Raw genomic sequence first — 25,834 nt, 5'->3', positions numbered from 1 at the left:
CTAAGGGAACGTAGGCTTTCTCACATGTCGGGATCGCCGGTAGATCGAGCCACAGCGCAGGAGCTGACCCGCGACCTCACGGCGACGGCGAGGAAGCCGATCGCCGTCATCGCCCCCTTCACCGGGGAGACCCTGCACGACCTGCCGCAGAGCACGGGCGCCGACGTCGAGGTCGCAGCGGAAGCCGCACGCGAGGCGCAGCGCGCCTGGTGGGCGGCGGGCTTCGCCCATCGCCGGAAGGTGCTGCTGCGCGCCCACGACCTGCTGCTGGAGCGCCGCGAGGAGCTGCTCGACGCCGTGCAGACCGAGACGGGCAAGACCCGCGGTCAGGCGTTCGAGGAGGTCTTCCAGGCGGCGAGCGCCACCCGGTATGCCGCCCTGTCGGCACGCAAGGTGCTGGCTCCGGCGCAGCGGCGATCCGGCATCCCGGTCGTGCTGCGCACCCGGGTGATCTACGAACCCCGCGGGCTCGTCGGCGTGATCACGCCGTGGAACTACCCGCTCTCGCTGAGCATCATGGATGTCGCCCCCGCCCTCGCCTCCGGTAACGGCGTCGTGCAGAAGGCCGACGACCAGGGCGCGCTGACGATCCTCACCGCGCGCCGGGCCTTCCTGGATGCCGGCGTGCCGGCCGCACTCTGGGGCGTCGTGTGCGGGCCGGGAGCCGAGATCGGAAACGCCGTCGTCGACGCCGTCGACTACGTGTGCTTCACCGGCTCGACCGCGACCGGGAAGGTCGTCGCCGAACGGGCATCCCGCCGGCTGATCGGCGTCTCGCTCGAACTCGGCGGCAAGAACCCGATGATCGTGCTCGACGATGCGAACCCCGCGAAGGCCGCGGCCGACGCCGCCTACGGGTGCTTCTCGGCATCCGGACAACTGTGCGTCTCGATGGAGCGGGTCTACGTCGAGAAGGGGGTCGCCGACGCGTTCATCGCCGCATTCGCCGAGCGCACGCGCTCGCTCAAACTCGGCACCGCGTTCGACTATTCGACCGATGTCGGGTCACTGGCGACGAAGGCGCAGTTCGAACGCGTCACCGCCCACATCGACGACGCCGTGAAGAAGGGGGCGACGGTGCTCGCCGGGGGCAAACCCCGCCCCGAGATCGGCCCCTACTTCATCGAGCCCACCGTGCTGACGGGTGTCACCAGCGAGATGAGCTGCGACCGCGCCGAGACCTTCGGGGCGCTCGTGGCCGTGCACGTCGTCGACAACGCCGACCAGGCGATCGCCCTCGCCAACGACTCCGAGTTCGGTCTCAACGCGTCGGTGCTGAGCGGGTCGAAACGACGCGGCCTGCAGGTCGCCGCCCGGGTCGACGCCGGATCGATCAACGTCAACGAGGGCTACCGCGGGTCGTTCTCGGCGGTCGACGCGCCGATGGGCGGGGTGAAGCTCTCCGGCCTCGGCCGCCGCAACGGCCGCGAAGGGCTGCTGCGCTTCATGGAGGCGCACACGATCTCGCACGCCACCGGCATCCTGCAACTCCCGCGCACCGGTGCCGAGTTCCGCCCCCTCACCGGCCCGCTTCTTCTCCTGCTGCGAGTGCTCAAGGGGCTGCGCCGCCGGTAGCTCGTGGGGCGGAAGGGCGGATCCGATCTTCGAGCCGAAGGAGCGGGGTCCCCTACCCCGATCGACTCGAAGATCGGATCCGCCCCTCCGCGTGCCCCCGGACGCAGACGCTTTTCGGGGCTAAGTGGACTCCGCGTCGAAGGGCGCCGGGCGACCCTTCCCCAGCTTTCTTTGGCGCTGCTCGTAGGCGGATTCGCGGTACTTCGGGGTGGCGGTCGGGGCGTTGGGTGAGACGGGTTTCGTCGGTGGGAGGACTTCGTCGACGAGGGCTTCGCGGATGATGCGGCGCGGGTCGTACTGACGGGGGTCGAGTTTGCGCCAGTCGACCTCGTCGAACTCGGGGCCCATCTCTTCGCGCATGCGCTCTTTAGCGCCGTCGGCGAACCCGCGGAGGGTCTTCACCAGGCGCGCGAGCTGGGCGGCGTAGCCGGGCAGGCGGTCGGGGCCGATGAGGAACAGCGCGATCACGAGGATGATCAGCAGCTTGTCGAAGGTCAGCCCGAAGGACACGCCCCTCACGATACCCGCGGTGCCCGTCGGCGGGCGGGTCGGCGGATACGCTCGAATCATGGCGGACAAGGAGTCGAGCTGGCGGTACGCCGAAGAGTTCGTCGCTGAGCCGGAGGCGATCGCCGTCGCCCGCCAGCATTCGATGGAGCTCGGGATCGACGCGGTCACCCCTGCGATGGGCGCCCAGCTCGCTCTGCTCGCCGCCGCGAGCTCGTGTCACTCGATCCTCGAGATCGGCACCGGGGCGGGAGTCAGCGGACTGTGGCTGCTGCGCGGCGCCCCGAACGCGGTGCTGTCGTCGATCGACATCGAGTACGACCACCAGCAGGTGGCGCGCACGGCTTTCGCCGACGCGGATGTGCCGGCCAACCGCATCCGCCTCATCACCGGAACCGCCTCGCAGGTGCTGCCACGCATGAACGACGGCGCCTACGACCTGGTGTTCATCGACGCCGACCCGGAGTCGTTGCTGGACTATGTGGAGCACGGCCTGCGCATCGCGCGACGGGGCGGCATCGTCGTCGTCGCCCACGCGCTGTGGCGGGGCAGGGTCGCCGATCCGGCGGCGCGCGACGACACCGTCACCGATTACCGTGCGTTGCTCAGCACGATCGCCGAGTCGTCAGCGGTCGCTGCCGCCCTCAGCACAGCAGGAGATGGACTCCTGCAACTCGTGAAGCTGTCTGACTGAGGTCTCGACACGCGCCTACGGCGCTACTCGACCCAAGGGTCAGACGTTGACGACGCCACCGAGGGCCTCGTACAGTTCCTTCGCCTCGGCGTCGTTGACCGACACCACGAGGCGGCCACCACCCTCGAGCGGAACGCGCACGATGATCAGGCGACCCTCCTTGACGGCCTCCATCGGCCCGTCAACAGTCCGCGGTTTCATCGCAGCCATGAATTTCCCCTTTCGGATGCCCTGAACTTCTATTATCCCGCACTCGGGGGACTCCCGAAAACCGCGGACGCAATCCGAGGGTCCCGATCAGGCTGCCGTGCTAGGCGCGGGGCCTACGGCGGGGTCCAGTCGTAGACGTCGGCACGCCACAGTCCGTAGGTCCAGAGCACCTGCCCGGCGACGCCGAGAACGAGCAGCGCACCCCGCCAGATGCGCGACGTGGGTACGGCGAGGGCGCCGAGCGCCGGGGCGAGCGGCACGAGCAGCCGGAACGTGCTCGACTGCGGAAAGAACACTGCGAGCAGGTACAGCGGGTACGCGAGCAACCAGAACCGGATGTCGGGGCCGAGCCGCTTCGCCCACGGGCTGAACAGAAACCCGGCGTATCCGCCGACGAGGGCGACGAGGGCCGCGGCGCCGAGCACGAGCGACCACGAGTCGGGCAGGCCGAACCAGTCGTCGAACCAGAACTCGGCTCCCTGAATCCACGGCGTGAACGGGATGAGGTGCCCCTCGATGCCGAACCCGCGGCGCCAGGCGAACTCGGTGTCGGTGTAGGCGGTGAACTCGCCGGTGACCGCCCACGCGATGAGCAGCCAGGCCACCCCGGAGAGCGCGCTGACCAGACCGAGGATCACCACCTCGATGCGCTCCCGCCAGGGGAACGGGTCGCGGGCCCGGGTGATGAACCGGTGCACGAGATGCAGCAGCAGCACGAGGGCGAACGCGAGCCCGCTCGGCCTCGTGAGCGACATCACGACGACGACCGCCACGAGGAGCGCGTACCGCCGGTCGACGAGCAACAGCAGGGCGACGAACAGCAGGAACAGGTGCAGCGACTCCGCGTATGACACCTGCAGGATCGTCGACAGCGGCGCGAAACAGAACAGCGCCGTGGCGAAGAGGGCGGAGCCCTGCGGCAGGAACCGCGCCATCAGCCGGAAGAAGACGAGCGCGGCGGCCCCGGCGAACAGCAGCGACACGAACGGCGCGATCGCGGGAAAGGGGATGCCCCACACGGTGAACAGCCGCAGCAGGAACGGGTAGACGGGCATGAAGGCCCACGCGTTCTCCTTCGCGTTCCCGTTCTCGTCGCGCGGGATCTCATCCGGGTAGCCCGCGGCGTTGACGTACCAGTACCACTGACCGTCCCAGATGCTCGCGAACTCGAAGAAGTCGGGGTTCGCTCCCGTGCGGTCGCTCACCTGCTGCACGCTCGCGACGATGAGGAAGATCGTCGTCGTCACGATCCGCGACACGACGAAGATCGCGAGAACGCGAGTCACCCAGTGACTCGCGACGGCGGTCAGGCGGAGAGCCAAGCTCGCAGGCCCCGCTCGCAGCGGTCGATCTGCTCGACCGGCACGCGCTCGTCGTCGGCGTGGGCGAGCGACGGGTCGCCCGGTCCGTAGTTGACGGCGGGGATGCCGAGAGCCGCGAAGCGGGCGACATCCGTCCAGCCGTACTTGGGTCGCGCCTCCCCGCCCACCGCAGCCAGAAAGTCGAGGGCGAGCGGGTCGGTGAGTCCGGGACGCGCGCCCTCGGCGATGTCGGTGACCTCGACCTCGAAGCCGGCGAAGACATCCCGCACGTGGCGTTCGGCGGCCGCGGCGTCGCGGTCGGGGGCGAACCGGTAGTTGACCTCGACGACGCACTCGTCGGGGATGACGTTGCCGGCGACCCCGCCCCGGATGCCGACGGCGTTGAGCCCTTCGCGGTAGACGAGCCCGTCGACTAACGGCTCGCGCGGAGTGTAGGCGACGAGCTGCTGCAGCACCGGCGTCATCGCGTGGATCGCGTTCGACCCCATCCACGCCCGGGCGGAGTGGGCGCGCTTGCCGGTGACCCGCACGTCGGCGCGGAGCGTGCCGTTGCAGCCGCCCTCGACCTCGGCGTTCGACGGTTCGCAGAGCACCGCGAAGTCGGCGTGGAGCAACTCGGGGCGAGCTCGGGCGATACGACCGAGGCCGTTGAGGTCGCTCGAGACCTCTTCGTGGTCGTACCAGACCCAGGTGACGTCGACGGCTGGGGCGGCGATCTGGGCGGCGAGGGCGAGCATGACCGCGCACCCGCCCTTCATGTCGACGGCGCCGCGGCCCCACAGCACGTCTCCCTCGAGGCGGGCAGGCAGGTTGTCGTTCACCGGAACGGTGTCGAGGTGACCGGCGATGACGACCCGGCGGTCCCGCCCGAGGTTCGTGCGCGCGATGACGGCGTCGGCGTCGCGGCTGACCTCGAGATGCGGATATGCCTGCAGCGCCTGCTCGACGGCGTCGGCGATCGCCTTCTCGTTGCCCGACACCGACTCGATGTCGACGAGCTGCCGGGTGAGGTCGGCGACCGACGCGCTGAGGTCGAGGGGCGGAGCGTCGCGGGGCACGATCCCGAGCCTACTGAGGCTCGACCGGACTCTTATCTGAAAGCAGGCAACTCGGACGCCGGCGGAAGATCCTCAAGATCCCTCACGCTTTGCACGCCACGAGCATGGGCGCCCAGATCTAGATACGCCGGGTTCAGGCGCCGCAACCCGTACTCCACAGTTTGCTGACGGTGAAAATGGGAACGATGCGCGATCGCCACCCAGACTCGGGCAAGTACTGAGAGAGCTAGGGACATCAGGCAGTTCGAGACGCTCACCTCGTCTGGCGCCTCGAAATGCCAGTCCCCGTGCCCTGCGAATGGCTCCGAGCTTGTCCCCGGGGGATAGGGGTTCTTGCCACGCCCCTTTGGTCCGATCAACACCACATGGATGTACTCATAGCCATCTCTGGTCGCCGTCAACCAGTCGTACGCCGGAAACTGCTGCGGATGCGCAAGCAGTGCGCGGAAGACGCGAGCACGTTCTAGCTCCGTCGAACGGTCGTGGGTCAGTTCGGAGATCTCGGCTCGCGCCCACTTAAGCAGGGGTCCATTGTCGGAGAAGTTCACGCCAAATGCGGGAACAAAGCGAGCGATCACGCCGGACACCGATGACAACGCCGAATAGTAGGCCTCGAAGAAGTCACGCGTGACGTTGAAGAGCTCGCGCTGTTGTCGGCTTGTCGGCCAGTGCCATGCGTACACCTCCTCGATTGGCCGGGGAATCCGATCGCGCACCTCGTCCACTCGGTCTCGCATTGTGAGCAGTCGCTCGCACTCTTCTGTCATGGCCTGAACACTGAGTCGTTCAAATCGATTCAGGGGCAACCCGTCGAAACAGCGAACCCACTCGTCAATGACATGACGATTCGCATATCGCGAGATTCGCCCGGAGAACTCGTGCACAGCCGCGAATCTATCTTCCGCTTGCGACATGCGGACCCCGTGACTTCATCTATCCGAAGCGAGCGAGCGTGTCGTCCTGTGCGGCGCGGGGCGCTGTCCCGGCACTAACCTGAAGGAATGACGTCCGTCTGGGGCCACGGGCTCGCCACCATCGCCGACGACGGCACGGTGCTCGACACCTGGTACCCGGCACCCTCGAACACTGAGCCGCCCGATCACGGTCTCCCGGCGGAGCTCGCCCCCTATCTCGGACCCGACAAGCGCCGCGAGGTGCGCGTCGAGCATGTGCTGCTCGGCATCGACCTCGACGCCGCACCCGACTCGACCACGGACGCCTACCTGCGGCTGCACGCCCTGTCGCACCTGCTCGTCGCCCCGAACGACCTCAACCTTGAGGGGATCTTCGCGCATCTGCCGATCGTCGCGTGGACGACCGGCGGCCCGATGCTGCCCGAGGCCTTCGACCGACTGCGGCCCGCGCTGCAGCGCGCCGGCATCTCGCCGCTCGGCGTCGACCGATTCCCGCGGCTGGTCGACTACGTCACCCCCGCCCGCGTGCGCATCGCCGACCCCGCCCGGGTGCGCCTCGGCGCTTATCTCTCCCCCGGCACCACCGTGATGCACGAGGGCTTCGTGAACTTCAACGCCGGCACCCTCGGCGCCTCGATGGTGGAGGGCCGCATCTCGCAGGGCGTCGTCGTCGGCGACGGGTCCGACATCGGTGGCGGGGCATCCATCATGGGCACCCTCTCGGGCGGCGGAACCCACCGCGTCTCGATCGGCGCCCGCTCGCTGCTCGGCGCCAACTCCGGGATCGGCATCTCGATCGGCGACGACTGCGTCGTCGAGGCTGGCCTCTACGTCACCGCGGGCACGAAGCTCACCCTGCTCATGCCCGGCGAAGCGCCCCGCACTCTCAAGGCCGCCGAGCTGTCGGGCGCCTCCGGCATCCTCTACCGCCGCAACTCCGCCACCGGCGCGGTGGAGGCCCTCCCTCGCGAGGGCCACGGCGTCACCCTCAACGAGCAGCTACACACCTAAGCCTGCTCTGCTATCGTGATCTATCTCGCGATAGGAGACAATATGCCAGGGTCGATCGACGGCCGCACAGACATTACAGATCTGATGAGCTCCCTCGCTGGCGGCGACGAGTCCGTTTCGTATTACCTCGTCACGGAGGGGTCGATAGTTCCGGATCATGACGTTCTCGCCAAGACTCTCGACGCCCTAGCCGATGCGATTCTTCACGAATCCGCCTTGCGCACGGCCGCGCGGAGAGCCGCGGTCGATGTCGGCGATCTTCATGCAGCGATGCTCGACGTACTAAGTGAGTCGCCCCTTGTACGACACGAGACGCACCAGTTCTCCGAGGGCGAGGCGGCGATCTTGGCAACCAGCGGCGTGAATCTCGAGGGCGCCGCCGACGGCATCCACGACCCAACCGCCGCGACAGCCGCGCGCATCGCTCTCCTGATGGCGGAGTCGCTCACGACGGCCGACTGCGCGGCCCAGCTGCGAGTCAGCCCGGGCCGGGTTCGTCAACGGATCTCGGCGAAAACCCTCTACGCATTCGATGATGGCGGAGAGTGGCGCATCCCGATTTGGCAGTTCGTCGGAAGAAGTCAAGTCGTCGGGCTGGAAAAGGTCGCGCAGAGCATTCCGACTGATGTGCACCCGCTTGCCGTCCAGAATTTTATGGCAAGACCGTCTGTGGATCTTCTCGTCGACGGAGTGTCCCTTTCACCGCTCGAATGGCTGGCGTCGGGTGGTTCGCCGGAGAAGGTAGCTGAGCTAGTCAGAGAGCTCCCCTCGGCGTCATGACGACTCGCCTACCGCCGCCCGAGGATCTGCCGACGCCGTCTGCACTAGAGACCATGACCTGGGCGGCAGGCAGCACTTTCGGTCGCCTTTTCTTCCGAGGCGGCGCGCACGCGACCGAATGGGACACCTTTCGGAGTTTCGGCCCCGTCAGCACGATGCGATTCGACCATCATCCTCCTCCCGCCAAGGAACATCCGAAACGAGCCATAACCTATCTCGCACCCTCGACAATCCGGGCGGGTTCGCAGGACCCATTCGAAGTGTGCGTCGTCGAAACCTACTCGACGACAAAACTCATCGACACCCGATCGCGCGAGCCCTGGTTCACCCTCTGGTCGACCACTCGGGACCTGATCGGACTCGATGTCGTGGATGGCCCATGGCTTGCGCGCGCTCACGGGAATGCGGCAATCTCATCGGGCCCCCGAGCCATCTCTCGGGATTGGTCACGCGCGATATACCGCAGCTTCGACACCCTGGACGGAATCTATTACGGAACGTCGAGCCTGCCGATGGCTCGTTCGGTGGCCTTGTTCGAACGCGCGCGATCAGCGCTTCCTGCCCGCTATTTGCTAGCGCTTCCGCTATCCCATCCCGGCTTCGGCCCCGCCCTCCGACGCATCGCCGCGACGTACGGCTACGACCTGATCGTCTGACGTCTCGTCCGAGAAAGCTTCCCGGGGAAGGCCATAGACGTATGGGCCCCGTCGAACGAGTTCTGTGGCGATATCCCGCATCCCCCGCTCGGAGACGAAGGGAAGCGTGTAGACGCGCGGGGCTTCCGTCGCCACGTTCAGCATGTGGGGATCGGCCAAGACAGGAGTCGCGCCCCGTCGGCCCCCGACCACTGACATGAGGCGCCAACCCGACCGGAACTTCCGCCATGACACGAGCCGGCGATTCCAACCTCCGCGGTCGTTGAGAGCACTCACGACTGCTGGCACCGAGCAGTCAGCCCATGTGGACAGCGCGATGGCCGTCGGTAGGTCGTCGGCAACGCCCTCAGCGTTGCGCAACAGCCATCCCCGAGGAAGCAGGAGATGCGATGCGAACCGATCGCAGTAGCTCTCGATCTTCCTACTTCGCAGTTGCTCGACTAGAGGCAGATTTTCTTCGAGCGCCAAGAGGTAATGCGCCAGCTCGTGCGCCGCGCTGAACCGCTTCCGGGCACGACTTGCTTCGTTCACCAAGATCGTGACGCGCCCATGGATGAGCTGCAGCGATCCGGACGAAGCAAGACCGGGCCGCGTCGTCACCGGAAGACCAAACGCCTCGGCTACTTGCCAGACGTGAAAGCGGGGGTCGCCCACCCCGGCCTCATCCCGAGCCCAACGCGCAAGTGATTCAGCCGAGCGCACCGTCTGCCCACTTCTGCGCGAAGACGTCCCACCCACCGGGCTGTCCGAGCCCAACCGACTTGCGCTTGATCACCGGAGAACGAAGGTCCGCGATCGCCGACTCGAGAATGAGTCGGGCGAACGTGGAGTTCTTCGAGCGCGACCAGATCTTCCACGCTTTGAGTTCAGCCTGGGACAACGTGTCGAGGGCTGCACGCCCGGTTGCATTCCAAGAGAGGTTGATACCGAGAGTCGAGGTGATCGTCACGAGGACTGTGCTCGAGATGTCCGCAAAGGGAGTAACGAGCTCGGCCCGCTCCAGCAGCTCGGCGTGAGAGTAGGGGATGAGCGGCTCCAGCCGTCGCCACGCCGAGCCGTCGGCCGCCGTTATCGCCTTCTCCACCAGTTTGGCGGTGGGCGCCCAGACCGCGTCGATCTCCTGTCGCGACTGAGCACCTTCGTCGATCGACGTCTCCACGTCGGACAACCAGTCCTTGGCGATCAGCATCGCGTCTTCCGGTGCTCTGTAGTCGCGAATAGTGAGCTGTGCATAGCGATCACGGCGACCTCGAAGTGCCTTGGACATCGTGGTCGTGTCCCGCGCGAGCACAAGCACGGGGATGCGACGGCACGATTCAAGCGCCTCGTGCACCAGCCATCCGAGGCTGAGACTTCCGTCCATGTAGTCGTTGACGATGACCGCGTCACTTGCGGCGAGGCCCGACTTGTTGATGTGCACGATCTCGTCGAGGGAGTGCGGGTTCGCCTGCTCGCCCCAGGCGGGGATGATCTCGTGCAGCGGAAACTCCGCCCACTGCCGCGCCGTGACGAAGTCATTCACAGCACCACCCACCGCGGTCAGGTCCTCAACCAGCGGAACACGTTCCTCACGCACGAGGTCAGTCATGCGGCACGCACCGTGCAGAACCCGAGGAACGTAGCGGTGCTGTGTCAGCAGCCACTCGAAGTTGGACACCACCTACGTTCCTCCTCGCTCGAACCGATCGAATGTCTAGCCGCTGCCCGGCCCGTCGTGGGGCTTACGTGCCGCCTTCTGGGCCTGGATCGCTGCGTCGAGCTCGGCGACCCCGTCCTCGACGAGCGACGCCGCAAGCTGGGCAGGAGCGACTCGACGTCCGGCGACGCCGAGCGTGTCGGCAAGAGCCTGGAGCGTGTTCCAGGTCTCCGGGGTGAAGGGCACCCGTCGGCTGATCGTCCAATCTGGATCCGTCGGCCGCCCTCCGGCGGAAACCAGACGTCGCGAGAACATCGCGACCAAGCGGTCGAGATCATGGTGGGATCCGCTCTCGAAGCTGACATCCGCGCCGATTGCCGAACCGACAGCCTCAGCCAGGCCCGCGGACCTGGTCCGATCCGACGTCTCCCGACCGTCGAAATTCTTGATGCTCATGACTCTCCCAATACAAAGTTCGTGACGCCGAGGTAGTGACCATCGAGGACAAAACCCACCTCGCGCAGTTCCAGGTCTCGACCGAGTTCGCGCATCAGCGTCCGAAGCGGACGCATGACGTCGGCATCCCGCAGTACATCGACCGGCGCGTCGCACGAAACGACCACGACTCCCCTTTGACGAGCAGTGGCCGCGCGGGTTTCAAACAGCTTCGTCATCGTTTGTTCCACCTCTGCTGTCCACCGATCGACACGCGCGTCATGAGGAGTCCCGGGTGGGGCGAAAAGCAGCGCGACGGGGACTCGCGTGTCGCTCGCCACCAGAGTCTCCGACATCCACCCTCCGTCCGCGCAACCTTACTGTACAGAAAGTGGTCGGGTCAAGGAACCACACGGGAGCCGAGGAATGAGTCATCCTTTCCCCGCGGGCGGAGTGCCGTGGGTGTGGAACGTCTCGATGGTCTGCATCCCCCAGGCCTGCCCCTTCTTGCGCTCCTCTTCCGTCCACACGACGGGTTTCCAGTCGGGCGCGAGGATGAGGCGGGCGCCGGCGTTGGCGAATTCGATGCGGTTGCCGCCGGGCTCCCAGACGTAGAGGAAGAACGTCTGGTTGATGGCGTGCTTGTGCGGGCCGGATTCGATGTGGATGCCGTTCTCGAGGAAGATGTCGGCGGCCTTGAGGATGTCTTCCCGGGTGTCGGGGGCGAAGGCGATGTGGTGGAGGCGCCCGTGGCTGCCGGTGTGGTCGGCGGAGTAGACGAGGTCGTAGGACTTGTTCTGGAAGTGGAACCAGTGGGCGGCGATCTTGCCGTTGTCGAGCTGGATGAGTTCGGTGTCTTCGAGTCCGAGCACGTCGCGGGCGAAGGCGGCGTTGTCTTCGACGCTCGCGCCGAGGTAGTTGATGTGGTCGAGGCGGCGGGCGTTGACGCCGTGTCCGGGGAACCGGCTGGCCTGGTTCTTGAGGGCGGGCTTGTCGTCGGTGGCCTGGTACCACTCGGTGTCGTAGTACAGCGCCTGCGGGTGGCTGTCGGGGTCGGTGAAGCGGTAGACGCGGCCGACGCCGTGCTCCCCCTCGCCCCAGCCGAGCCCGCGGCCGGAGGCTTCGATCGACGCGACGAGCCGGTCGAGGGCCTCGGGTGAGGATGCGCGGTACTGCACCTCGCCGACACCGGAGCGGTCGCGCGGGGTGAGTTTGATGCTCCAGTTCTCGTAGTCGTCCCAGGTGCGCAGGAAGACGGAATCGCCGGCCCGCGCGAACTCGCGCATCGCGAGCAGGTCGTTGAAGAACCAGTAGCTCTCGTCGAACTTGTCGGTGAAGAGTTCGACGTTGCCCATGTGGGCGATGTCGCGGGGGCCGGGCTTCGTCATTGAGGTGCTCCTTGGGTGCGGTCAGTGGGTACGGGGAAAGACGGTGCCGTCGAACAACTTGCGGGCGGTGCGGATGGAGGTCGACGTGCCGCGCCAGGTGCCGTCGGCGTGGAAGACGCGCACCTTCGCGTCGAAGGTGCCGCTCGGGTGCTCGATCCGGGTGACCTCGTCGTCGGAAGCGGCGGCGATCGCGGCGGCCACGGTACCCGGGATGCGCACGGCGGCCGCGATCGAGGCGGCCATGAGCACGCCGATGGAGGTGTGCACCGACTTCGGGATGAAGCCGCGCGTGCCGATCGCCCCACCGTGGCGCGGTGCCGACAGCAGGAAGACCTTCGGCACGGTCTGCTCGGTGACGTCGCCGAGACCCATCAGCTCGCCGCTGGTCCGGCGAATGGTCTCCACCGCGGCAACGAGGTCGGCGCGTGACTCGAGTTCGGCCGGCGCCTCGTCGCCCGAGACCCCGAACTCGGCGGCGTCGAGCAGCACGACCGGCATCCCGTTGTCGATGAGGGTGACGCGGTGCCCCGCGACCTCGTCGACGACGTTGCCGGTCGGAAACAGCTCTTTCGCCGTGGACGCGTCGCCCATCTCGATCTCGATCGCGGCGGCGGTGCCGGGCACCCCATCGATCGCGGCGTCGCCGGCGTACTCGGGCATCCCGTCGGGGGTCGGGAAGGTCTCGATCGCCAGGTCGCCGGTGTTGATCAGGCGGATGCGGGTAGTCGTCGTCGCGCCGCCCGCGGGGATGAGCCCGCGCTCCACGGCGAACGGCCCGACGGCGGCGAGCATGTTGCCGCAGGTCTGCAGCTCGGCGACCACCGGCTCGTCGACGGCGACCTGCAGGAACAGGTAGTCGAGGTCGACCCCGTCTTCCGTCGACGGCGAGACGACCGCGACCTTGCTGCGCAGCGGATGCCCGCCGCCGACGCCGTCGATCTGCGTCGGGTCAGGGCTGCCCATGATCTCGAGCAAGATCCGGTCGCGTTGACCTGCGTCGGCGGGCAGGTCGGAGGCGACGAAGAACGCGCCCTTCGACGTGCCGCCCCGCATGAGCATGCAACGCAGTCCTGTCCGCGAAAGATCGGCGCTGGCCATGTCAGTCGCCGGAGTAGGGCTCGTAGGTGACGCCGAGGTCGGCGAGCACGCCGCGGAGCTTGTTCTGGTCCATGCTGACGGCGCCCCCGAGGTAGGCGGCGCGGGCGGCGGCCTCCTTCTCGGTGCGCGCCTGCGACGACGCGATCGCGGCGGCGACGTCGAGGCGCGGCACGACCATCACGCCGTCGTCGTCGGCGATGACGGCGTCGCCGGGCTTGACGATCACGCCTCCCACGATGATGGGCACGTTCACCGCCCCCGGGGTGGCCTTCACGGTGCCCTGCGCGTTGACGGCGGCCGACCAGACCGGAAAGCCCATCGCCCGCAGGTCGACGGCATCCCGAACCCCGCCGGTCGTGACCAGCCCGCGCACGCCGCGGTGCTGCAGCTGGGTCGCGAACAGCTCGCCGAACGAGCCGTCGAGCGACGGCGAGTTGGTGGTGACGACGAGGATGTCACCCGCCTGGCACTGCTCGATCGCGGCGTGGATCATCAGGTTGTCGCCCGGCCAGGAGAGCACGGTGACCGCGGAACCGGCGATGCGGGCGCCCTCCTGCAGGGGGTGCAGGGCCGCGCCGACCAGACCCGTGCGGCCCGTGGCCTCGTGCACCGTCGCGACGCCGTACTCGGCGAGGCGATCGAGGTCGGCGATCGCCGTGCGGGGCGGATCGGTGACGATGACGTTCTTCATGCGACTCCCAGTCTGGCCCGGCGTTCAACGATTGTCGACAATTCTGGCACCAATCTAGCGCACAAAGCTATGCAACTACCTATGTCGAAAGGTAGTGTGCCTCCCAAGCCCCGCGCGGGCGAGCGACGACGACGTCAAGGAGAAGCGAATGAACGCCCCCACCAACCTTCAGCAGAAGATGGATGCCGCCGGTGGCGCCGTCGAGATGCTGCGCAACAACAAGCTCGGCACCTACATCTACCCCGTGGTGCCGTCGGAGTTCACCAACTTCCGCCGCGAGGTGCGCGCCTGGCGGCAGACCGCGGTGCTGTTCGACCAGTCGCACCACATGGACAACCTGATCCTCAAGGGCTCCGGCGCGCTCAAGCTGCTGAGCGACACGATGATCAACTCCCCCGAGAATTTCCCGGTCAACATGGCCAAGCAGATCGTGCCGGTCGCCTCCAACGGCGGGGTCATCGGCGACGGCATCCTGTTCCACGAGGCCGACGAGGAGTACGTCTACGTCGGGCGCTCCCCCGTCGCCAACTGGCTGCGGTACCACGCCGAGAAGGGCGGCTACGACGTCGACATCGAGGTCGACCGCCGCTCCAACTCGCGCCCCTACGGCAACGCGGTGTCGCGCAAGTACTGGCGCCTGCAGATCCAGGGGCCGGCCGCCTGGGACATCATCGAGAAGGTCAACGGCGGTCCGGTCGACAAGGTGAAGTTCTTCCACATGGGCCACATGAACGTGGGCGGCATCCAGGTGCGCACCCTGCGGCACGGCATGGCCGGCGCCCCGGGGCTGGAGATCTGGGGACCGTACGCCGACGCCGAGAAGATCCGCACCACGATCCTCGAGCAGGGCGCCGAGTTCGGCATCGAGCCGGTCGGCTCGCGTGCGTACTCGTCGAACACCCTCGAGTCGGGCTGGATCCCGTCGCCGCTGCCCGCCGTGTACTCGTCGGAGGCCGAGCGGGGCTTCCGCGAGTGGACCGGGCCCGCCGAATACGAGTCGATCAACGCCCTCGCCGGATCGTTCGCCTCGGCCGACATCGAGGACTACTACACGACCCCGTGGGAGCTCGGCTACGGCTCGTTCGTCAAGTTCGACCACGACTTCATCGGTCGCGACGCGCTCGAGAAGATCGACCCCACCACGCAGCGCAAGAAGGTCACGCTCGCCTGGAACAGCGACGACGTCACGACCAAGATCTTCGGCTCGTACTTCACCCCCGAAGAGGCCGACGGCGCCCAGTTCTTCGACCTGCCGAACGCCAACTACGGCTCGAGCAACTTCGATTCCATCGTGGATGCCGGCGGCACCCAGGTGGGCGTGTCGATGTTCACCGGCTACTCGGCGAACGAGCGGCGCGCGTTGTCGCTCGCGACGGTCGCCCCGGATGTCGAGGTCGGCACCGAGCTCACCCTGCTGTGGGGCGAGAAGCCGAACACCGAGAAGACGACGGTGCAGCCGCACACCCAGGTCGAGATCCGGGTCGTCGTGAGCCCCGTGCCCTACTCCGAGGTGGCCCGCACCGAGTACCACGGAGGATGGCGTACCGCCGCGAAGTAACTGAAGCGTCGAAAAGGGTCGCCGGGCAGCGCCCGGCGCGGCCCTTTTCGACGCCTCAACGTCAGGTGCGCTGCAACAGTCGCCAAGATTGTCGACAATTCGGCTAGCATCCCGGCATGAGGATCGCGGTGCTGGGCCTCGGTGAGGCGGGGTCGATCTACGCCCGCGGTCTCGCCGAGCGCGGTGCCGACGTCGTCGGCTTCGACCCCGTGGTGCGCGATGCCGTGCCCGGGGTGTCCCGCGCCGCGAGTGTCGGTGACGCGGTCGACGGAGCCGACCTCGTGCTGAGCCTCGTCGGGGCGACCGCTGCCGACACCGTGTTGAGTGAGAGCCTCCCCCGGATGACCCCGACCGCCGCCTACGCCGACCTCAACACGGGCGCTCCCCGCGACAAACGCGGGCTCGCGACGCGCGCGGTCGAGGCCGGCATCCCGTTCGCCGATGTCGCCGTCATGGCACCCGTGCCGCGGGCCGGTCTCGAGACCGAATTGTTCGCGAGCGGCGACGGCGCCGAGGCGGTGGCCGACGCCCTCGGTTCCTACGGGGTTCCCATTCGCGTGGTCGGCACCGCGGCGGGCGATGCCGCCGCGCTCAAGCTGGTGCGCAGCGTCTTCATGAAGGGCCTCGCCGGTCTGGTTCTCGAGAGCCTCACCGCCGCCGAGAAAATCGGTGCCTCCCCCGAGGTGCGCGCCCAGATCGCGAACGAGCTGGGACCCGACGGGGATGCCCTCGTGCAGCGGCTGCTCGACGGCACCCGGCAGCACGCCGCGCGCCGGGAACACGAGATGCGCGACGCGCGCGCGATGCTCGACGACCTGGGCTCACCGACCTGGATGACCGACGGCACTCTCGCGTGGCTGCACTCACTGACGACGTCTGGTTCTTAGGATGACGGCCATGAGCACCGCCACCGCATCACGCGTCGATCTGACGAAGATCCTGCGTGAGGCGATCGTGTCGGGCGAGTACGCGCCGAACCAGCGCCTCATCGAGGCCGACCTCTCCGCCAGCTACGGCGCGAGTCGTGCCGCCGTGCGCACCGCCCTCCTCGAACTCGCCGCCGAGGGTCTGGTCGACCGGTTGCCGAACCGCGGCTCGCGGGTGCGCGCCATCCCGCTCGCCGAGGCGATCGAGATCCTCGAGGTGCGCATCAGCCTCGAGGGGCTGTGCGCCGCGAAGGCGGCCGAGAACATCACGGATGCCGAGATCGCCGAGTTCACCGGGCTGCGGGCCGACATCCTGAAGGCCGCCGAGTCCGACCTGTTCGAGTACTCCCGCCTCAATCAGCTGCTCGACCGGCGCATCCGGGAGATCGCCCACCACCCGACCGCCGTCGGCATCCTCGAGCGGCTGCGCGCGCAGGGGGTGCGGCACCAGTTCCGGCTCGCCTTCTACCCGGGGCGCGCGGCGGTGTCGGCGCCCGAGCACGCGGCGATCATCGACGCGATCATCGCGCGCGACCCGGCACGGGCCGAAGCCGAAACCCGGCGTCACCTGGGCAGCGTCATCCAGGCCCTGCGCTCGATCGGCTGAGCGAGACGACTCGAACCCTGCCTCATCAGCGCAGGCCGAGCCGTCGCAGGTGGGCGTTCGCGAACCGAGCCTGCGGGTCGAGCCGGTCGAAGACCGCGCGCGCGTCGGCGAGCCGTGGAACGACCGCGGCCACGGCATCCGCGCCCATCGTGTGCCACTTGCCCCAGTGCGGGCGCGCCCCGAACGGAGCCAGCGCCGCCTCGATGGCCGGCAGCAGGGCGCGCACTTGCTCGGGGTGATTGGCCCAGGTGAAGTGGATGGCGAGCGTGTCACGTTGGTACGCGCCGCTCAGCCAGAGGTCGTCGGCGCGCACGGTGCGCAGTTCGCTCACCAGCAGATGCGGGCGGATGTCGTCGGCCAGCCGCCGTACCGCCGTCAAAGCTGCCGCGGCCTCCGATCGCGCGACGAAGTACTCGCTCTGGATCTCGTCGCCGTTGCTCGGCGTCGCGTCGAGCCGGAAGTGCGGCAGGCGATCGCACCAGGCGCCCGGGATGCCGAGCTGCTCGGTGAGGTTGTCGGTGGATCCGACGAGGGATGCCGTCTCGGCGTACGGCCGGGCGCCGGCGAGCGGCCGAAAGGCGTCGAGACGCGACTTCACCCAGATGTCGCCCACCTCGTCGTCACCCCAGGTGGTGAACACGCTCACGCTGTGGGCCGCCCCGGTGACGGCGTCGGGATCGGCCAGGAAGGCGTCCCAGGTCAGGCCCGCGTAGACGTCTTGCCGCATCCGGTAGCTCGGCTCGATCGTGAGGGTGACGCGCACGACGATGCCGAACGCCCCGAGGCCGACGGCGAGCGCCGCGAAGTCGGCGTCGTCCGACCGCACCTCGGCGAGCGCCCCCGCCTGGTCGACGTATTCGAGCCGGCGCACGGCCGTCGTGAGCACGCCGTTGCCGTGCCCCGAGCCGTGGGTACCGGTCGCGGTCGCCCCGCCGATCGAGATGTGCGGCAGCGACCCGAGGTTGTGCAGCGCCCAGCCTCGGTCGTCGAGCCAGCGCGCGAGAACCCCGTACCGGGTTCCCGCCCCGACGGTCACCTCGCGACGCTCTGCATCGAGCACCGGATCGGCGGGGATGCCGGTGACGGTGACGAGAGTGCCCGCGGTGTCGGCGAGGTCGTGGAACGAATGCCGGGTGCCGAGGGCGCGCACCGGTCCGCCCGCCGCGACGACGCGGCGCACCTCGTCGATCGTGGTCGCGTCGACGAGGGCGGGGGCGGTGAAGACGTGGGTGCCCGCCCAGGTCGCCCCGGCGGCGGTCACGCCTTCCTCGCCGGGCGCCGTGCATTCGACGCGTAGACGTCGACGTACTCCTGCCCGCTCAGCCGCCGGATCTCGTGCATGATCTCGTCGGTGATCGCGCGCAGCACGAAGCGGTCTTCGGTGAGTCCGACGTAGCGCGAGAAATCCATCGGCTCGCCGAAGGTCACGATCACCCGACCGCCGAGCTTCGGGAACTTCGCCCCGCGGGGCATGATCTCCGCGGTTCCCAGGACGGCGACCGGAACGACGGGCACCGACATCTCGAGCAGCATGCGGGCGACCCCGGTGCGGCCGCGGTGCAATCGCCCGTCGGGGCTGCGGGTTCCCTCCGGATAGATGCCCAGCAGCTTGCCGGCGCTCAGCACGGCGATGCCGCTGCCGAGAGAGATCTCCGACGCCGACCCGCCGCCACGGTCGATCTCGAGCTGCCCCATCGCCCGCATGAAGCCACGCCGGAACGAGGCCACGAACCCTTTGCCGGCGAACCACTGCTCCTTGACGAGAAAGGCGACGTGGCGGGGCATCGCTCCCGGAACGAATGCGGAGTCGAGGATGCCCACGTGGTTGCTCGCGATGATCGCGGCGCCGTTCTTCGGGATGTTGTGCACGCCGTGCACCTCGAAACGCCAGAGCAGCCGCAGCAGCGGCACGACGACGAGGTTCTTCAGCAGCCAGTAACGCACGACCCCTTGCTTATCAGACTCCGTCGGTGGGTGGGGGCATGATGGGAGAGTGACGCGACGCGGTGTGATCCTGTTCGCCGCTCTCGGCATCGCCTGGGGCATCCCGTACCTGTTCATCAAAGTCGCGGTCTCCGAGCTCGAGCCGCAGATGGTCGTGCTCGCGCGCGCCGGCCTGGCGGCGGTGCTGCTGCTTCCGCTCGCGCTGTTCCGGCGCGAGATCGGCCCGGTGCTGCGGCGATGGAAGCCGGTGCTGGCGTTCACCGTCGTCGAGATCGTGCTGCCCTGGTACTTCCTCAACTCGGCCGAGCAGCGCATCCCGTCGTCGACCGCGGGGCTGCTCATCTCGGCGGTACCCCTCGCCGCGGTCGGAGTCGCCTTCGTGCTCGGCCGGGCCGCGAAGCTCACGCCGATCAACTGGCTCGGCATCGTGCTCGGGATGGCCGGCGTCGCTGCGCTCGTCGGGTTCGAGATCGGCGGGTCGGATCTCATCGCGGTGGCGGAGATCGCGGTGGTCGTGGTCGGCTACGCCCTCGGACCGGCGATCCTGGCGCACTGGATTCCGGAACTCCCGGGGATCGGCGTCACCGCGGTGTCGCTCGCTGTGACCGCGGTCGTCTACGTGCCGTTCGTCGCCGTCACCGGTGCGTTCCCGAGCGAGTGGCCGTCGACATCCGCCATCGTCGCAATCGTCGTGCTCGCCGTCGTGTGCAGCGCGCTTGCGTTCATCCTGATGGTCGCGCTCGTGTCGGAGATCGGCCCGTTCCGCGCGACCGCGATCACCTATGTCAATCCGGCCGTCGCGATCCTCGCCGGAGCGATCTTCCTGAGCGAGCCGGTGACGGTGTGGACGATCGTCGGCTTCGCGCTCGTGCTGAGCGGCTCGTACCTCGTGACGAAACGACGCAGGGACCCCAGCGCGCCATCGGGTCCCGAAGAAGCGGTCGCCGAGACGACCGTCCCTCCGCCACTGCGGCCCGAGTCACCTCACTCGTAGCGCAGCGACTCCACCGGGTCGGCTTTCGCCGCACGCGCGGCAGGCAACGTGCCGGCCAGGAACGCGACGCCCATCACGACGAGCACGATGACAACGATCGACACCGGATCGAAGGCGATAAGGGTGAGGCCGGGAAGGTCGGCCAACAGCCCTGTCGACAGCACCGAGCTGATGGCGGTGCCTGCGAGCATCCCGAGGATCACCCCGATCCCGCTCCCGAGCAGGCCGATGAAGGTCGCCTCGAGACTGAACAGGCCGAAGACCTTGCCGCTGCCCATGCCCATCGCCTTCATCAGGCCGATCTCGCGGGTGCGTTCCTGCACCGACATGAGCAGCGTGTTGACGATGCCGAAGCTCGCGGCGAGCAGCGCGATCACCGCGAAGGCGTTGAGCACGAGCACGATGCCGTCGATCACCGTGGTGAAGGCACCGAGCTGGTCGGCGACCGTCGTGCCGCTGTAGCCCGCGTCGGCGAGACGCTCTTTGAGCGCCGCGATCTGCGCGTCGGTGGCGTCGGAGGCGAACCAGACGCTCGCCTGCGCGTACCGTTCCGTCAGGTCGGAGGGCAGTCCGATGTTCTGCGTGGCGTAGAGCTCGTCGGTGAGGGCATCGTTCGGCACGATGCTCGCGCCCGCCGGCGAGGCGATGCCCTCCTCCGCGACACCGACGATCGTCGCCTCGACGAGATGCCGGGTGCGTTCCGCGTCGGTGAGGGCGATCGTGACGGACCGACCCACGGCATCCGCGTTCTCGGCGAAGCCGAGCGGCTCGACGTACGACACCGGCAGCACCACCTCGAACGCGTCGGAGGCGTCATCGGGAGCCTCACCCGCGGCGAGTTGCAGGGTCTGCCCCTCGACGAGGGCCCCGACGCCCACCACATACGGGGTGCCGTCGCCGACGACGATGTAGTCGGCCGAGATCGACTTGGTCGCCTGCACGTCGAGCACGCCGTCGATGCCGGCGAGGGTGTCGAGGTCGTCGGGGGTCAGCGCGATGACCGTCCCCTGCCCGACCTGGCCGCTGTCGATCGCGTCGGGGTTGTATTCGGCGGGTCCCGAGTCGCCTCCGAACCCGGTGCCGGCGGACTCGCTCACCTTCGTGACGGTCATCACGTCGGACGCGCCGATGCCGGTGACGGTGTCGTCGATGTAGGCGTTGATGCCGGTGCCCATGCCGCTGGTCAGCGTGAGGGTGAAACCGCCGACGAAGATCGCGACGACGGTGAGCGCGGTGCGGGTCTTCGAGCGGAAGGTGTTCGCGACGGCGGAGACGATCAGGTCGGGGGTCCTCATGCCGCCACCGCCACCGAGTCCTCGACGAGCAGCCCGTCGCGGATGTAGACCCGACGGTCGCAACGTGCGGCCAACTCTTCGTCGTGGGTGACGACGAACAGCGTGATGCCCTTCTCGCGGTTGAGCCCGAACAGGATGTCTTCGACGATCGCTCCCGTCACGGAGTCGAGGTTGCCGGTGGGCTCGTCGGCGAAGATGATGCGGGGGTTGTTGACCAGGGCGCGTGCGATCACGGCACGCTGCTTCTGGCCTCCCGAGAGGTCGACCGCCCGGTTGCGGGCCTTATCGGCAAGCTCGAGCTGCTCGAGGGCGGCCATCCCGCGCCGCTTCCGCTCGGCGCGCCCGACGCCGGCGATCTTCAACGGCAGGATGACGTTGTCGAGCACCGACGCGCGCGGGGTGAGAAAGAACTGCTGGAACACGAAGCCGAAAGTCTTGTTGCGGGTGCGGTTCAACCGCGAACCGCGCAGCGTGCGGGTGTCGGTGCCTTCGAGCGCGATCGAGCCGCCGCTCGGAGCGTCGAGCAGCGCGAGCAGGTGCATGAGCGTCGACTTGCCCGAGCCGCTCTTGCCGACGATGGCGACACTCTGCCCTTCGGGAACGTCGAAGCTCACCCCCTTCAGCGCCTCGAACCGGCTCTGTCCGCTGCCGTACGTCTTGTGCACATCCCGGACGGAGAGGATCGGCGTATCCATCTGACTCCCTGCTGGTCGTCGCGGCTGTCGCGGCGTCGTACCCAGCATTCGTGGAGCCGGTTGCACGCGCATCCTCCCCACGGATGCACCTGGCTACTCCGAATGGGGGATGCCCGTTGGGGTCAGAGCCCGAGCGTCGGGTTCGCCGTGCGGAGCGCGTCGAGCGCCGAGCCCGTCACCGCGCCCGTGAGGTCGAGGGACGTGCCGTTGCACACGATCATCACCTCACCGGTGAACAGAAGTGTGTCGGCCAGCGTCGAGACCTCGCCCTCGCGTTCGGCGTCGTAGCCGGTGACGGTGCCCATCGTCACCGCGCCGAACCCCGCGCCCGTGAGGGCGGCCTCGAGGGCGGCCCGGTCGTCGGGCGCGATCTCCGCTACGAGGAGGGTGAACGCCCCGTCGGAGGAGGGAACGCCCCATCCGCAGAAGCGCCACAGGCTCGCCCCGGCCAGCGCGGTTGCCGCCTCGGGCACCCCGTCGACGCCGAACTGAACGGCCGCGAACTCGCCGAAGAACTCCGTGTTGGCGCTGAACAGCGCCTGGGCGTCGGCGAGCGGCAGTAGGGTCTCGCAGTCGGGGATGGTGAGCGGCTCAGCGGTGGCCTCGGCTGTCGGCGACGGAGTCACCGACGGAGTGCTGGTCGAGCTCGCGGAGGGCGACGGATCGGGTGCGGCGCATCCGGCCAGCATCGCCAGGATCACACCCGCGATCGGAATCACGATGTGAGAACGGCGTCGAGTCCCGAGCATCCGAACCACCCCCTCCGCACCACAGCGTAGCTGTGGGTCGAGATCCGAGGTGAGAAGGATTCCGCAACGTGCGACAACGGCCTATGGTGGAGATGGGGGGAATTGAACCCCCGTCCATCGCTGAGGACCTGCGCCTTCTCCGGGCGCAGCTCGTGAGAGCGTTCTACTCGGCTCCGACCTTTGCCACGAGCATCTAGGTCGACGAGCCCAGCCTCAGTGAAAGTCCCGCGAACCCCTGAGACTCAGGTTCGCAGCAAGTCCTCTAGATGACGCCAGGATCCGGGGCGAGGACATACCCGGACTGACGGACTCGGTCTACGCCTTAGGCGGCGAGAGCGAAGTCGGTGCGCTTAGCATCGGCACCTGTTTTTTGAGGAGGTCGTTTACGAGATAACCCCTCATCCTCGGCCCGCTTCTCGCAGCTTCACAGACGATGTCGAAACCGATCATCCCCATGGAACCTTCTGACGAAGGTGGCCGTTGTCGCACGCTGTGGAGTTGTGTTCTGCCCGCAGGCAGCCTCTCAGTCTACATCGGATGCGAGGATGGCGTCATGACCGAGACCATCATCACCGTGCAGGGCACCGCATCGGAGTGGTTCGACGCGGAACGGGCGACCGTGAACGTGACGGTGTCGCACGACGGACCGAAGCGCGAGCCCGTGTTCGAGGCGACGACGAACGTCGGCGCGCAGGTCACCGCGGCGCTGAAAGAGCTGGAGGGTTCGGCGATCACCCGCTGGTCAAGCGACCGGGTCAGCGTCTGGTCGAACCGGCCATGGAACAACGAGGGTAAGCAACTGGCCCCCGTCTACTACGCGGCGCTGTCGGCATCCGCCCGCTTTCAGGATTTCGACGCGCTGAGCGCCTTCGTCGAACGGTTCGCGACGGTCGCCGGGGTGACGATCGCCTCGATCACCTGGGACCTCACCGAGGAGCGCCGCCTCGCGGTGACCAGCGACATCCAGACCCGCGCCGTGCAGGATGCCACCGTCAAGGCGACGACGTACGCCCGAGCCGCCGGCCTGTCGACGGTGACCGCGCTCGCGATCGCCGACCCGGGAATGCTCGGCGACGGTTCGTCGGGTGGCGGGCCGGGGCCGATGCCGCGCGGCGCCGGCAAAATGATGATGGCGATGGATGCCCAGGGCGGCGGCACCCCGCTGACGTTCACCCCCGACCGCATCGAGGTCGCGGCGAGCGTCGACGCCCGGTTCCGGGCGAGCTGAGACGGCTCAGCCGATCGCGGCGAGAACCGACAGACCGACCCCGATGGCGAAGGCCGCCGCTCCCCCGAGGGTGAGAGCGAACGCCACCTTGAGTGACGCGTTCGCTCCCGAGACCCCGAGCAGAAGCAGGGCGAGGGCGAACACGACCGCGGCGACCGTCTGCTGCAGGCTACGTGCGCCCAGGGTCTCGGCGAGGTCGTCGGCGACCGTCGACGCCTTGTTGGCCCCATAAGTCGGCGCGAGGCTGAGCGCGGCATACTCGGGGTTCTGCACCGGGATGTCCTCCGGCTGGTAGCCGCCGTCGATGAAGTCATGCCAGTCCTCGAGCACTCCGGGGGTGGCGGCGCGCAAGATCGCGTCCTGTTGCGCCCGGGTCTCGTCGACGTCGGTCGCACTGCCCATGATGACGTCGAACTCGAGGTCGAGGGCCTGGAAGATCCGCTCGCCGTCGTCGAAGCCGGCGAGTTGGGAGGCGATGAAGGTGCTCAGACTCTCGTCGCGCAACTGCCCGCCGATCGACTCGAACCGACTCGCCTCCTGCGACCACTCCGACGCCTGGTAGGCACCGAACGCCGTCGCCACCGAGACCATCCCCAACAGGATCGCGGTGGCGATCTCGAGGGCCCCGCGCATCCGCTCGTCATCAGCCATCAGCAGCCCCTCAGTACGCCGTCGACATCAGGAAAAGACCGAAGAGGAAGGTTGCCGCGCCCATCGCGAGCGTGACGTAGCGCGTCGTGCGCAGCCGGTTGATGCCGGCGACACCGAACAGGAAGAGGGCGAGGGCATGCACCAGCGACGCTTGGCCGAAGATCTCGGCGCGGGCCGTGAGCTGCTTCCCCAGCGCGCCGAGCCGCTGCGAGGTGAGCGACAGGGCGTCGGCTTCGCCCTGCCCCTGCACCAGGTACTCCGGGGATGCCGCCGGGTTGCCGTCGGCCGGGAAGCCGGCGGCACGCCACTCGGCGAAGAGGTCGGTGGCCCCGTCGACGTAGATCGTGCCGAGCGTGTTCGAGATGTCGGCCTCGAGTTCGATGGCGCGGATCTGCTCGCCCGCGGCGAGCGCCTCATCCTGCAACCGGGCGAGCCGTTCGGCCTCGTACATCGCCCCGAGGTCGGCACGCGCTTTGAGCTGGGCGACGACGGCGACCGAGACGCCCTGGTCGCGGGCATCCGCCGAGTCGCGACCGAACCGTGCGGCATCGCCGTTCCAGATGCTCGCCTGCAAGACCCCGAGAGCGGTGACGAGCGACACGACGCCGAGCGCGATCGCCGTCGCGACCTCCAAGCCGCGCCCCGCGGGAAGGCTCTCCACATCCGATACCGTATATCGCTGTGAGCGACGTCAGGCGGCCGAACGGGTGGTGGAGTCGCCTCCCGGCGTGGGCGCGCATCGGACTGGTGGCGTTCGCCGTCGTCGTGATCGCACTGGCGGCGCTGATCGCCTTCCGGGTCGCGACCCGCGCGCCGGCCATTCCGCTCGGCGAGACCGCGATCGCCGACCTGCAACCCGGCTCCTGTGTCGCCGAAGACCGCCTCGACCTGGCCACGTACACCGTCGTCGCATGCTCGGCGCCGCATCCCCAGCAGGTGTTCGCGAGCGCCGACCTCGAGTTGGACGAGAGCGTCTACGCACAAACCGGCGGTGCCCTCGACGCGTTCGGCGATGCCGTGTGCGACCGCTACCTCGAGTACCGGCTGTTCCTGGATCAGGAGATCGAGCGCACCGACTACACGGCGCGAGCCATCGGCCTCCCGACCCCCGACGAGTACGCCGCCGGCGACACGGACGCCCTCTGCGTCATCGCGCGCGGCGACGGGGACGACCTGACGGACGACCTCTACCGCCCGATGCCGTAACAACCC

At 68.2% G+C, this 25,834-nt stretch carries 30 protein-coding genes and 1 other RNA gene; 11 read left to right on the top strand and 20 right to left on the bottom strand.

Annotated elements, in window-relative coordinates; all coding sequences use genetic code 11:
* Positions 1-24: 24 nt before the first annotated feature.
* Positions 25-1,575, top strand: a complete 1,551-nt coding sequence (locus tag IE173_RS00745; protein WP_191281483.1) for a succinic semialdehyde dehydrogenase — start codon at positions 25-27, stop codon at positions 1,573-1,575.
* A gap of 120 nt (positions 1,576-1,695) precedes the next feature.
* On the opposite strand, the gene IE173_RS00740 is transcribed toward IE173_RS00745, so the two are convergent.
* Positions 1,696-2,085 carry a twin-arginine translocase TatA/TatE family subunit gene (locus IE173_RS00740; protein WP_229841782.1) on the bottom strand — a complete coding sequence of 130 codons (390 nt, stop codon included), beginning with the start codon at positions 2,083-2,085 and terminating at the stop codon, positions 1,696-1,698.
* Between the two features lie 58 nt (positions 2,086-2,143).
* Between IE173_RS00740 and IE173_RS00735 the strand changes: the two genes are divergently transcribed.
* Positions 2,144-2,776: an O-methyltransferase gene (locus IE173_RS00735; RefSeq protein ID WP_191281481.1), complete on the top strand. Its 633-nt coding sequence runs from the start codon at positions 2,144-2,146 to the stop codon at positions 2,774-2,776.
* 39 nt (positions 2,777-2,815) lie between these two features.
* On the opposite strand, the gene IE173_RS00730 is transcribed toward IE173_RS00735, so the two are convergent.
* From IE173_RS00730 to IE173_RS00715, 4 genes are all read right to left on the bottom strand, one after another.
* Positions 2,816-2,986, bottom strand: a complete 171-nt coding sequence (locus tag IE173_RS00730) for a DUF3117 domain-containing protein (RefSeq protein ID WP_191281480.1) — start codon at positions 2,984-2,986, stop codon at positions 2,816-2,818.
* A gap of 113 nt (positions 2,987-3,099) precedes the next feature.
* Complete coding sequence (locus tag IE173_RS00725) at positions 3,100-4,272, bottom strand: hypothetical protein (protein ID WP_191281479.1); 1,173 nt, start codon at positions 4,270-4,272, stop codon at positions 3,100-3,102.
* A 20-nt stretch (positions 4,273-4,292) separates the two neighbouring features.
* Positions 4,293-5,366, bottom strand: coding sequence for a succinyl-diaminopimelate desuccinylase (gene dapE, locus IE173_RS00720; protein WP_191281478.1), 1,074 nt, complete (start codon positions 5,364-5,366; stop codon positions 4,293-4,295).
* 32 nt (positions 5,367-5,398) lie between these two features.
* Positions 5,399-6,250: a hypothetical protein gene (locus IE173_RS00715; RefSeq protein WP_191281477.1), complete on the bottom strand. Its 852-nt coding sequence runs from the start codon at positions 6,248-6,250 to the stop codon at positions 5,399-5,401.
* Between the two features lie 117 nt (positions 6,251-6,367).
* Here IE173_RS00715 and dapD point away from each other — a divergent pair, with 117 nt between their 5' ends.
* The 3 genes from dapD to IE173_RS00700 are packed head-to-tail and all read left to right on the top strand — an operon-like array spanning position 6,368 to position 8,727.
* Positions 6,368-7,291, top strand: a complete 924-nt coding sequence (gene dapD, locus IE173_RS00710) for a 2,3,4,5-tetrahydropyridine-2,6-dicarboxylate N-succinyltransferase (RefSeq protein ID WP_191281476.1) — start codon at positions 6,368-6,370, stop codon at positions 7,289-7,291.
* Between the two features lie 15 nt (positions 7,292-7,306).
* Positions 7,307-8,071: a helix-turn-helix domain-containing protein gene (locus tag IE173_RS00705; RefSeq protein WP_191281475.1), complete on the top strand. Its 765-nt coding sequence runs from the start codon at positions 7,307-7,309 to the stop codon at positions 8,069-8,071.
* Between the two features lie 53 nt (positions 8,072-8,124).
* Complete coding sequence (locus tag IE173_RS00700) at positions 8,125-8,727, top strand: hypothetical protein (RefSeq protein ID WP_191282527.1); 603 nt, start codon at positions 8,125-8,127, stop codon at positions 8,725-8,727.
* Here IE173_RS00700 and IE173_RS15645 read toward each other — a convergent pair.
* From IE173_RS15645 to IE173_RS00665, 7 genes are all read right to left on the bottom strand, one after another.
* Positions 8,656-9,381, bottom strand: a complete 726-nt coding sequence (locus tag IE173_RS15645) for an ImmA/IrrE family metallo-endopeptidase (protein WP_191281474.1) — start codon at positions 9,379-9,381, stop codon at positions 8,656-8,658. The two genes, IE173_RS00700 and IE173_RS15645, sit on opposite strands and share 72 nt — an antisense overlap.
* A 34-nt stretch (positions 9,382-9,415) precedes the next feature.
* Positions 9,416-10,387 carry a hypothetical protein gene (locus IE173_RS00690; RefSeq protein WP_191281473.1) on the bottom strand — a complete coding sequence of 324 codons (972 nt, stop codon included), beginning with the start codon at positions 10,385-10,387 and terminating at the stop codon, positions 9,416-9,418.
* A gap of 33 nt (positions 10,388-10,420) precedes the next feature.
* Positions 10,421-10,609 (bottom strand): hypothetical protein, encoded by a 189-nt coding sequence (locus IE173_RS00685; RefSeq protein ID WP_191281472.1) that lies wholly within the window; start codon positions 10,607-10,609, stop codon positions 10,421-10,423.
* Between the two features lie 206 nt (positions 10,610-10,815).
* Entirely contained in the window at positions 10,816-11,154 is a 339-nt protein-coding gene (locus IE173_RS00680; protein ID WP_191281471.1) for a hypothetical protein, read from the bottom strand.
* A 75-nt stretch (positions 11,155-11,229) separates the two neighbouring features.
* Positions 11,230-12,186, bottom strand: a complete 957-nt coding sequence (locus IE173_RS00675; RefSeq protein WP_191281470.1) for a VOC family protein — start codon at positions 12,184-12,186, stop codon at positions 11,230-11,232.
* A gap of 21 nt (positions 12,187-12,207) precedes the next feature.
* Positions 12,208-13,245: a 4-oxalomesaconate tautomerase gene (locus IE173_RS00670; protein WP_229841781.1), complete on the bottom strand. Its 1,038-nt coding sequence runs from the start codon at positions 13,243-13,245 to the stop codon at positions 12,208-12,210.
* Between the two features lie 40 nt (positions 13,246-13,285).
* Positions 13,286-13,975, bottom strand: a complete 690-nt coding sequence (locus IE173_RS00665; RefSeq protein ID WP_191281468.1) for a 4-carboxy-4-hydroxy-2-oxoadipate aldolase/oxaloacetate decarboxylase — start codon at positions 13,973-13,975, stop codon at positions 13,286-13,288.
* 148 nt (positions 13,976-14,123) lie between these two features.
* On the opposite strand from IE173_RS00665, the gene ligM reads away from it, so the two are divergent.
* From ligM to IE173_RS00650, 3 genes are all read left to right on the top strand, one after another.
* Positions 14,124-15,533: a vanillate/3-O-methylgallate O-demethylase gene (gene ligM, locus IE173_RS00660; protein ID WP_191281467.1), complete on the top strand. Its 1,410-nt coding sequence runs from the start codon at positions 14,124-14,126 to the stop codon at positions 15,531-15,533.
* A 116-nt stretch (positions 15,534-15,649) separates the two neighbouring features.
* Complete coding sequence (locus IE173_RS00655; protein WP_191281466.1) at positions 15,650-16,420, top strand: DUF1932 domain-containing protein; 771 nt, start codon at positions 15,650-15,652, stop codon at positions 16,418-16,420.
* 10 nt (positions 16,421-16,430) lie between these two features.
* A complete protein-coding gene (locus IE173_RS00650; RefSeq protein ID WP_191281465.1) occupies positions 16,431-17,066 on the top strand; it encodes a GntR family transcriptional regulator in 636 nt (211 codons plus the stop codon).
* 25 nt (positions 17,067-17,091) lie between these two features.
* Here IE173_RS00650 and IE173_RS00645 read toward each other — a convergent pair whose 3' ends face one another.
* Both IE173_RS00645 and IE173_RS00640 read right to left on the bottom strand, forming a co-directional pair.
* Positions 17,092-18,327: a D-arabinono-1,4-lactone oxidase gene (locus tag IE173_RS00645; protein WP_191281464.1), complete on the bottom strand. Its 1,236-nt coding sequence runs from the start codon at positions 18,325-18,327 to the stop codon at positions 17,092-17,094.
* On the bottom strand, positions 18,324-19,010 hold the full coding sequence (locus tag IE173_RS00640; RefSeq protein WP_191281463.1) for a lysophospholipid acyltransferase family protein: 687 nt from the start codon (positions 19,008-19,010) through the stop codon (positions 18,324-18,326). Before IE173_RS00640 ends, IE173_RS00645 begins: the two co-directional genes overlap by 4 nt.
* A 49-nt stretch (positions 19,011-19,059) precedes the next feature.
* Here IE173_RS00640 and IE173_RS00635 point away from each other — a divergent pair, with 49 nt between their 5' ends.
* Positions 19,060-20,004 (top strand): DMT family transporter, encoded by a 945-nt coding sequence (locus IE173_RS00635; RefSeq protein WP_191281462.1) that lies wholly within the window; start codon positions 19,060-19,062, stop codon positions 20,002-20,004.
* On the opposite strand, the gene IE173_RS00630 is transcribed toward IE173_RS00635, so the two are convergent.
* The 4 genes from IE173_RS00630 to ssrA all read right to left on the bottom strand — a co-directional run bounded on the left by IE173_RS00630 (position 19,995) and on the right by ssrA (position 23,197).
* Positions 19,995-21,299 (bottom strand): ABC transporter permease, encoded by a 1,305-nt coding sequence (locus IE173_RS00630; RefSeq protein WP_191281461.1) that lies wholly within the window; start codon positions 21,297-21,299, stop codon positions 19,995-19,997. The genes IE173_RS00635 and IE173_RS00630 overlap by 10 nt on opposite strands.
* Positions 21,296-21,994 (bottom strand): ABC transporter ATP-binding protein, encoded by a 699-nt coding sequence (locus tag IE173_RS00625; protein WP_191281460.1) that lies wholly within the window; start codon positions 21,992-21,994, stop codon positions 21,296-21,298. Before IE173_RS00625 ends, IE173_RS00630 begins: the two co-directional genes overlap by 4 nt.
* A gap of 122 nt (positions 21,995-22,116) precedes the next feature.
* The gene (locus tag IE173_RS00620) at positions 22,117-22,743 is read right to left on the bottom strand and encodes a hypothetical protein (protein ID WP_191281459.1); all 627 of its coding nucleotides are present in this window, start codon (positions 22,741-22,743) and stop codon (positions 22,117-22,119) included.
* An 84-nt stretch (positions 22,744-22,827) separates the two neighbouring features.
* Positions 22,828-23,197, bottom strand: a transfer-messenger RNA (tmRNA) gene (gene ssrA / locus IE173_RS00615).
* A gap of 99 nt (positions 23,198-23,296) precedes the next feature.
* Between ssrA and IE173_RS00610 the strand changes: the two genes are divergently transcribed.
* Positions 23,297-23,971, top strand: coding sequence for an SIMPL domain-containing protein (locus IE173_RS00610; RefSeq protein WP_191281458.1), 675 nt, complete (start codon positions 23,297-23,299; stop codon positions 23,969-23,971).
* 6 nt (positions 23,972-23,977) lie between these two features.
* Here the strand turns inward: IE173_RS00610 and IE173_RS00605 are convergent, their stop codons facing one another.
* Positions 23,978-24,622, bottom strand: a complete 645-nt coding sequence (locus IE173_RS00605) for a hypothetical protein (RefSeq protein ID WP_191281457.1) — start codon at positions 24,620-24,622, stop codon at positions 23,978-23,980.
* 10 nt (positions 24,623-24,632) lie between these two features.
* On the bottom strand, positions 24,633-25,283 hold the full coding sequence (locus tag IE173_RS00600) for a hypothetical protein (RefSeq protein ID WP_191281456.1): 651 nt from the start codon (positions 25,281-25,283) through the stop codon (positions 24,633-24,635).
* 20 nt (positions 25,284-25,303) lie between these two features.
* Here IE173_RS00600 and IE173_RS00595 point away from each other — a divergent pair, with 20 nt between their 5' ends.
* Positions 25,304-25,828, top strand: a complete 525-nt coding sequence (locus IE173_RS00595; RefSeq protein ID WP_191281455.1) for a hypothetical protein — start codon at positions 25,304-25,306, stop codon at positions 25,826-25,828.
* Positions 25,829-25,834 lie beyond the last annotated feature (6 nt).

This window comes from Pseudolysinimonas yzui, from assembly GCF_014653215.1.
Lineage (GTDB): Bacteria > Actinomycetota > Actinomycetes > Actinomycetales > Microbacteriaceae > Pseudolysinimonas_A > Pseudolysinimonas_A yzui.
The sequence above is the reverse complement of the archived record's forward strand: the minus strand, read 5'-3'. Positions and strand labels throughout refer to the sequence as shown.